This is a genomic window from candidate division WOR-3 bacterium (genome assembly GCA_011052815.1).
Classification (GTDB): domain Bacteria; phylum Hydrothermota; class Tepidihabitantia; order SM23-42; family SM23-42; genus DRIG01.
On sequence record DRIG01000023.1, the window covers coordinates 59,935 to 68,684 of the forward strand.

7 protein-coding genes are annotated in these 8,750 nt (G+C 42.9%); all 7 read left to right on the forward strand.

Annotation, left to right across the window (positions count from 1 at the left end; all coding sequences use genetic code 11):
* Positions 1-201: 201 nt before the first annotated feature.
* Positions 202-744, forward strand: a complete 543-nt coding sequence (locus ENI34_02025) for a heme NO-binding protein (GenBank protein ID HEC77904.1) — start codon at positions 202-204, stop codon at positions 742-744.
* Positions 741-2,903: a response regulator gene (locus ENI34_02030; protein HEC77905.1), complete on the forward strand. Its 2,163-nt coding sequence runs from the start codon at positions 741-743 to the stop codon at positions 2,901-2,903. The genes ENI34_02025 and ENI34_02030 overlap by 4 nt, the downstream gene beginning before the upstream one ends.
* Positions 2,900-3,226 carry an Hpt domain-containing protein gene (locus ENI34_02035; GenBank protein HEC77906.1) on the forward strand — a complete coding sequence of 109 codons (327 nt, stop codon included), beginning with the start codon at positions 2,900-2,902 and terminating at the stop codon, positions 3,224-3,226. Before ENI34_02030 ends, ENI34_02035 begins: the two co-directional genes overlap by 4 nt.
* Positions 3,219-5,780: a response regulator gene (locus ENI34_02040; protein HEC77907.1), complete on the forward strand. Its 2,562-nt coding sequence runs from the start codon at positions 3,219-3,221 to the stop codon at positions 5,778-5,780. The genes ENI34_02035 and ENI34_02040 overlap by 8 nt, the downstream gene beginning before the upstream one ends.
* 1 nt (position 5,781) lies before the next feature.
* Entirely contained in the window at positions 5,782-6,327 is a 546-nt protein-coding gene (locus tag ENI34_02045; GenBank protein ID HEC77908.1) for a hypothetical protein, read from the forward strand.
* Complete coding sequence (locus tag ENI34_02050) at positions 6,285-6,866, forward strand: type II secretion system protein (protein HEC77909.1); 582 nt, start codon at positions 6,285-6,287, stop codon at positions 6,864-6,866. Before ENI34_02045 ends, ENI34_02050 begins: the two co-directional genes overlap by 43 nt.
* Positions 6,867-6,965: 99 nt before the next feature.
* Positions 6,966-8,474: a hypothetical protein gene (locus tag ENI34_02055; GenBank protein ID HEC77910.1), complete on the forward strand. Its 1,509-nt coding sequence runs from the start codon at positions 6,966-6,968 to the stop codon at positions 8,472-8,474.
* Positions 8,475-8,750: the final 276 nt, after the last annotated feature.

Below are 8,750 nucleotides of genomic sequence, written 5' to 3' on the forward strand. Positions count from 1 at the left end.
TATGTAATTCTACGTATAATATTCCATTTTTAAATAATGGGCTGTCGAGTATATTTTAAAGTTCAACAAGCGACTTAAGAACGGAGTCAATAAAGATGAAAGAGAAGCAGAAGCCAAAAGAAAACAGTGTCCTTCAAAAATCAATTAATTACAGAAAAACGGACAAACAACCATTGTTCGTTGAAAAGGAGGTGAGCCACGATGAAAGGCATAATAAATAAAGGCATTCAGGAAATGGTCGAGAGTATGTACGGTACAGATGCCTGGAATACAGTGAAAGAAAAAGCCGGGTGTAATGAACCGTTCTTTGCAATCAGCCTTGATTACCCCGATGAAATGACCATCGCACTTATTAAAGCGGCTGCCGAGGTCTCAGGAAGGGACGAGGAAACAGTAATGGTTGAATACGGAAAGTTTATGGTTCCCAACACCCTGAAGAAATATTATCCCACATATTTCAAACTGGCGGGTTCCACGGCCCGGGAATTTCTTCTCAACATGGGAAAAGTTCATGAACAGGCGACGCGCAGCATCACCAATGCAAAACCGCCCCATTTTGATTATGAAGAGACGTCCGACGGTAAACTACGGATGTGCTATCATTCAAAACGAAATCTCTGTGCGGTGTTGCGTGGATTGATTCTCGGAGTAGGCATTCTGTTCAATGAAAAGCTGAAAGTACAGGAGATCGCCTGTGTACACAAAGGTGACCCCAACTGCATTATGGAGGTAACCTTTTCATGAAAAAAACAGATAAGTCAATCCGGATAATTCCAGAACAATTGACAACCTTTGCCCCTTTTATTATCCTTACAGATAAGAAACTCATCATCAAATGGGCGAGTAAAGCCGTCATCAAAAGAGACAAAAAAATTATCGGCAGAAAAATATCGGATGTCCTGACTTCAAAAACACCCATAAAAAAGATAACCGTGAGCGGACTAAAAAAGCACCAGGGAAAACGTTTTAATTTCATCCTGTTGAATAAAAAAGCACCGGTGAATCTCATCGGCTACTGGCTTGAAACAGAAAAAGGTTTTTTACTCATGGCAACGCCAGATGTAAAAACCACCGAAGAACTTTCCACCCTCTCGTTTGAAGATTTTCCCGAGAATGACCGCACCATTGACTTCCTCGTCGCCCAGGATGAAATAAAATATTCGTTGAATGAAGCGACACGCACCTCGAACATCCTCAAAGAACAGAATCAGGCTCTGGAAAAGTCTAAGAAAGAACTTGAATCATTGAATGCTGATTTAAAAAAGGAGATAGCCGAACGTAAACGTATTGAGGCTGAACTGGTTGAAGCCCGTAAAGTGGCACTTCAGGCGTCTCGTACAAAATCAGAATTTCTCGCGAGCATGAGCCATGAAATACGAACGCCGATGAATGCGATCATCGGAATGGCGGACCTGTTGTGGGAGACCGACTTGACCCCCGAACAACAGCAGTACGTGAAGATATTCCGCAATGCCGGAGAGAATCTTCTCAATATAATCAATGATATTCTTGACATTTCCAAAGTCGAAGCCGGCCAGATCGAACTCGAAAATATCGACTTTAATCTGAACGACCTAATTGAAAAGACGTGTGAAATAATGGCGCTTCGCGCCCATACAAAAAATCTCGAGCTCACCTGCTATTTGAAGTCCGATGTTCCTACTGAACTGGTCGGAGATCCCATCCGGCTGCGTCAGATCATCGTGAATCTCGTGGGTAATGCGATAAAATTCACCGAAGAAGGTGAAGTCGTCATCAGGATTGAAAAACTTAAAGAAAAGAAAGACGGAGAAAAAAATTCTGTAACCATCCTCTTTTCGGTATCAGACACCGGCATCGGGATACCTGAAGATAAATTAAACACGATCTTCGACACCTTCACACAGGCTGATGCATCCACGACCAGAAAATACGGCGGTACCGGTTTAGGACTCGCCATCTCCAAAAAACTGGTTGAACTGATGAACGGCAAAATTTGGGTCGAAAGTGAAGTAGGAAAAGGAAGTACCTTTCGGTTCACCGCAAAATTCGGGATTGCAAAAAAGATAGAAGAAGAAAAAACAACACCCCTTATCAATCTCAATGGTGTCAGCATTCTCGTCGTCGACGACAACGCCACCAATCGGCTAATCCTGAGGGAACTCCTCAACGGCTGGGGTGCCGAGGTGACCGAGGCGGAAAACGGCGCACGAGCCGTCGCCTTAGTGAAAAAAGCATCAAGAACAGACAATTTCTACGACCTCATCCTGCTGGACTGCCGAATGCCCGGCATGGGAGGATTCGAAGTTGTTGAAAAGATCAATGAGATCCTTGGAGAAACAAAAACGACCATTATGATGCTCACCTCAGACCGACGCAAAGGAGATATCGCGAAATGCCGTGAATTGAATATCGCAACCTATCTGGTGAAGCCGATAAAAAAATCAGAATTACAGAATGCAATCAAGGTGGCACTGGGTAAAGCCAAAGTTAAAGCGAAAAAAGACAAAAAGAAAAAAAAGGACCATCGAAAAAGCACCTCTGCTCCCAATATCCTGCTTGTTGAAGATTCAGAAGACAACCGCTTTTTGATTCAGGCGTACTTGAAAAAAATCGTCTGCCGCATCGATATAGCGGAAAACGGAGCAATCGGTGTTGAAAAGTTCAAAAAGAACAAATATGATATCATTCTTATGGATATGCAGATGCCGGTGATGGACGGTTATACGGCGACAAGAGAAATCCGTAAATTGGAAAAAGAAAAGGGATTGAAACACACACCCATTATCGCCCTCACCGCTCACGCGTTGAAAGAAGAGATACAAAAGAGCCTTGATGCAGGATGCGACATTCATCTGTCAAAGCCTATTAAAAAAGTTAAACTCCTGGAAATAATTAAAAAATATACAGGAGAAAATTTATGACAGGGAATCAAGAAAATTCAAATAAAAAACACGTCGAAGTTCATATCGACGAAGAACTCAAAGAATTGATTCCGGGTTATCTTAAAAACCGCCATAAAGACATCGAGTCTATCACAGAAGCGTTGAAAAATGATGATTTCTCCATAATCCAGACACTCGGCCACAGCATGAAGGGTTCTGGCGGTGGTTATGGTTTTAATCTGATATCTGAAATCGGTAAGAAGCTGGAACAGGCAGCTAAGGATAAATCCCGTGAAACAATCACGGCATGCCTAACCGAATTGAAAGATTATCTCGATCATTTAGAGATCGTGTATGAATAAAGAAGAACAACCATTGATTCTGGTGGTCGATGACGACCGTGACCTTCTCGCGTTGTTCGAACGCCTGCTGACCAAGCACAACTATCGGGTTATCACCGCAGACAGCGGTATTAAGGCATGGGAAGTACTGTCAGAAACAAAACCGGATATCATTCTTCTTGATGTCATGATGCCGGGAATGAACGGTTATCGGTTCTGTGCCAGGCTCCAAGCCGACAGCGAAACCGCTTTCATCCCGGTGATCTTCGTCACCGGTCTTAAAGAAGAGCACAACAAAGCAAAAGCATTTTCAGTTGGTGCAGTGGATTATTTAGTGAAACCGATTGATAAAAAAATTCTTATCGAAAAGATCGAAAAACACCTGAAAACACAACGACAGTGGCAGAGTTTACGCAAGGTCTCTTTTCGTACCGGTACTCGGCTGGCATCATTCAACTTCACCCGATTCAAAGAATTTTTAAAAAAACAACTGAATTTATCCGTCAAAGAAGAATATAAACTTGCGATGATAACCCATACGGAAATTTATTCCGCTGCTGCGGAACTCGGTGTAACGAATGAAAAGATCGCCCGCTACATCGCAGCTTTCCTTGACCTGCCGTATCTTGACTATATCGATCCGTCAACCGTGGAACTCGGTGTTCTACCGGTGCCGTTCTGTCGGACGAATCATGTTTTGGCAGTAAAAAGCAACAGCCGTAACCGTGTTTTCGTTCTGAGCAATCCCTTTGACCTTGAGCTGCTGGATATCATAGAAAAGTTAAAAAAACCTGAAGATAAACCACTCAAACTTGTCATAACCAAACCGGAAAATATCGAAGCATTCCTCAAAAGCGGAACAGGCGACACCAGCACCGTAGACAAGGAACTTTCATTTAAGAAGGATCAGGATAAACTCACGCGACTTCCTGAAGTCAAAGAAACCGCTTCTGCCCGGGAAGAGGATATGGATGAATTCCCGATCCTCTCCATTGCAAACAACATTCTTCAGACAGCCGTGGCCCAACGGGCGAGTGATATCCACATTGAACCAAAAAAAGATAAAACGGTCGTCCGTTTCCGTATTGACGGAGATATGCACGACCTTTTCACTTTGAAAAAAAAGACCGGTGTGATGTTGATCAATCGGTTCAAGGTAATCGCTGATATGGACATAGCGGAGAAACACAAACCCCAGGATGGCTCAGTGGAAGCAGTGATAAGTGATCGAAATTTCAAATTACGACTGGCGACGACTTCCACCCCTGATGGAGAGAGCCTCATCATCAGACTTCTGGAGCCGAATGTAAAACCGAAAAAGTTGACCGAACTCGGGATGACTGAAGAACAGACAAAAACAATGATTGATATGACCAGAAGAACCCACGGTCTTATCCTGATAGTCGGGCCTACAGGTTCAGGAAAAACCACCACGATCTACAGTCTCTTATCCCAGATCGATTGTAAAGCAAGAAGCCTGGTCACAATCGAGGATCCGGTTGAATACCGCATTCCTTTTGCAAATCATCAACAGGTTAATGAAAAAGCCGGTGTTACTTTTGAAGCGCTCCTAAAATCAGTGGTCAGGCAGGATCCGGATGTAATATTTATGGGCGAAATCAGAGACCCGTATTCAGCACGCATGGCTGTAGACTTCGCAAGTACCGGCCATCTAACCGTCAGCACGTTACATACCACCAATACGACGACCGCCATCTTTCGGCTGGAAAGACTGGGGATTGACAGAACCGTTATGGCGGATGCGCTATTGTGTATAGTCGCTCAAAGACTCGTCAAAAAACTCTGTGTTCACTGCAAAAAGATCGTTCCGATTTCAAATGAAGAGAAGAATATGCTGGCGCCGTTCACAGATGAAATACCTGAATTCGTAGCCCATCCGGTCGGCTGTCCGAAGTGCAACAACATCGGGTATTGGGGTAGAGAAGGTGTCTACGAGATTTTGACCTTCGGACGGGAAATCAGCGACATGATCAGAACCGGTGCAACTGTTGCGGAAATCAGAGAATATCACAGAAAATCCGGCGGTTTTTTGATAAGTCACCACGCAGTGGAAAAGATTCGAAAACATATCTTTGCGCCACGGGATGCATACGAGAAAGTTCTGGTGGAGGAAATAAGGAACATAAGGAAAACTTCAAAATCCCGTGTTGAAGATCTGCAGGAAGAAAAGACCGACAAAAGACCGTCTATATTACTTGTCGACGATGACCCGGAAATCCACGCCCTGCTGAAGGCGATCTTACAGAATCAAGGGTATGAAATAACCTCTGTTGAGGACGGAATCGACGCACTCGTCGCTTTAAGTAAGAATGAGTATGATCTCATTATCTCGGACATAAATATGCCCAATCTTGATGGGTTTAAATTACTGGAGGTGAAAAATCAGAAAGGGATTGAAACACCGGTGATTTTTCTGACAGGCCGCTCCGCCCCTGAGGATGAAATAAAAGGGCTTGAACTCGGCGCCGTGGATTACATCACGAAACCCATCAAGAAAAAATTACTTTTATTAAGAATCAATAAATTTTTCAGTCAAAATTATAAGAGGAGGTAATATGGAAAATAATATCAGGAATGACGACGTCGCCAGAGAAGGTTCAGAAAAAGTATGCAGAAGATGCGGTAAAATCTTGGACAGTACCGAAGTTTCCGATGGACTCTGCCGGCAGTGTAAAATCGAAATTGAAGAGGAAAAGATTATCCAGAGCAAAGAAGAAGAAGAAACGACAACGCCGGAAACAAAGAGTAAGTTTTTATCGGTATTTAAATGGGCTTTGTTAATCGCCTGTTCGGCTTTGATTCTTGCTAATAGCGTAATTCTCGTAAAGTTATTATTCTTTAACACCCCTTCAGAAGAATCAACGATTCCCGATTTAACCAAAGATGCAATTCTATGCCTCTCTAATCTCTCTGATATCGCGGAGCTTCTCCAGCAGGGGGAATTACCTTCTGAATCAATTGTCTGTCCTGTAAGTGGCCTTCCTTATCGTATAGAGATAAAAGATCAGGACACCTTTGTCTATTGTCCGGCACCTGAAAAACATCAACTAAAAGCCTTATGGGTATCAAAAAAGAATCCTGTACCGGAGGTGTTGAAATGAAAATAAAAAGAAAACAGAAAAAGAACGGTTTCACAATGGTTGAAATTCTTGTCGTCGTCGCGATCATCGGTATCCTCAGTTCTCTGGTTACCTGGAATGTAAGTAACTCGATAAAACGTGCACGGGAAGCCCAGCTTAAGGTCATGATGAGAAACCTCGCCGACGATCTTCTTTCGTACGCTCCGGAATACGATTTAAAACACCGCTGGGGGAAAAACTATGATGAACGTTATCTCAACGGAAAGCTGGAAAAACTCTGGGAGAACAAACCTTTTGACAATGTCTTCAATCACAAAAATCCTTTTTCCTTCAGTAAAGTGGTGTTAAACTGGCGCAGTGTCCCCGGCTATCTGAAAAACCCGGCGATCTTCATCACCAACAACCGCCGTTACTCTTATGACCGTATCCCCCCCAATCGGGTTATGAAAAGGTTAAAAGGAAGTCTTGTTGTCTGGATGAGAAATAAATACTCCCGCGTGGAAGTCTATTATGTAAATATGGACGGAAAAAAATCTCATTATAAAATAAGCGGCGAATAATTTCTCCAGTCAGCCGCAAAAGGGCAAAGAGAAACTTCTCAGCCTGAATATTGACAAACTTATCTGCCGGGTTATAATCTTGCGGTACTGCAGGAATCAATGGCTTTGATATTATCGATTGTATTCATTATTTTAAATCAAACAACATTCAAAGAACAACAAGAACTCTATTCCCGGGTACGCCAGGCACGTGTAAACTGCCGGCATTATCTTGATTCACTGTTTATAAGTAAAGGAATTGAATATCCACCGTATAATATACTACTTACTGTCTTCAAAAAAGAACAATCTCTGGAGCTGTGGGCACGGGCTGAAACCACGGGAAATTTTATTTTGATCAAGCAGTACCCCTTCACCGGTTTTTCCGGCACACTGGGACCAAAACGAAAACAGGGTGACCTTCAGATACCCGAAGGGTTTTATTACATCAATAACTTTAATCCGGTCTCAAACTTCCATCTTTCACTCAAGATAAATTATCCGAACCGATCAGACAGTATCCTCGGAAAAAAAGAACATTTAGGCGGTGAAATCAGAATTCACGGCAGCAACGTTACAATCGGCTGTATCCCTCTCGGTGATGATGCAATCGAAGAACTCTATATAACCTGTGTGGATGTGAAATCGAACGGCCAGCAGAAGATTCCCGTTTACATCTTTCCCTGCAAAATGGATCAGGATAACTGGTTGTGGCTCAGGCAATCCACTGCTGAAGACAGCTCACTTCTTATGTTCTGGACCAACATAAAACAGGGTTATGATCTCTTTACGGCGATGAAAAAAGAATTGGTTTATGAAATCGACAACCAAGGTCAATATATCTTCGTCCAATATAAAAATCCTTATCCCTGGCTGGAAAGATATATTCCAGAATATGCTCTCTGCAACATCATCCACCCGCCGACGGGTTATCGACGTGTGGCTCTCAAAGCCGACACTTTTGGTGAATGGTTGCGCGCAATCCCATTGAAACCAGGAAATCCACCGATCTATCTGTTTAACGGCCGAAAAAAGGAGTATCAAAGCGGTCATTACGCAGTGGTCAATGTCGACGTCGGCGATAAAGACCTTCAGCAATGCGCTGATGCCGTAATCAGGCTCTATGCAGAATTTCTCTTTTCAAAAAAGGAATTTGATGAAATCAACTTCATGCTGACCAACGGAGATATCATCCCATTTAGAAAATGGATCAATGGTTTGCGGCCTCAGGTGAGTGGAAATACCGTAACCTGGCATAAAAAAGCCTCTGTTGATTCCAGTCGTCAAACATTCCTTGATTATTTACAATTTATCTTTATGTATGCGGGTACATATTCTCTGAACAGACAACTGGCCGACGAAGTCCCGATATGTGATCTTGAGCCGGGGGACATCATCATTCAGCCCGGGTTTCCAGGCCATGCCGTGCTTGTACTCGATGCAGCAGAGAACATATCAACCAATGAAAAGATCTATCTGCTCGGCCAAAGTTTTATGCCGGCGCAGGATTTTCATATTTTAAAGAACCTATCCGACCCGGAATTAAACCCCTGGTATAAGATTGATAATCAACATTTACTCTCCACCCCACAGTGGTTGTTTACGGATTATTCTCTAAAAAGATTTTAGAATATTGATAATGTCTAAAATTGTGTGTAAATTTTTCTTAAAAAAATAAAAAATGGTGTATCTTTCCTAATAATTTGGGTTACAAAAAGAAAGGAGGACACACCATGAATAACCCATTAATGTTCTGCTTCAGGCGCTACCTTTGTGAACCAGACATCAATCCCGTCTACACCAAACGACTTTATATATCCTACAATGAGGTACCCTCTGTCAGAGGTCTGCTAAACCGAACGACCTTTCTTATAATCTCTTCCGCCTTAGGTCTTTGTCCAGCGA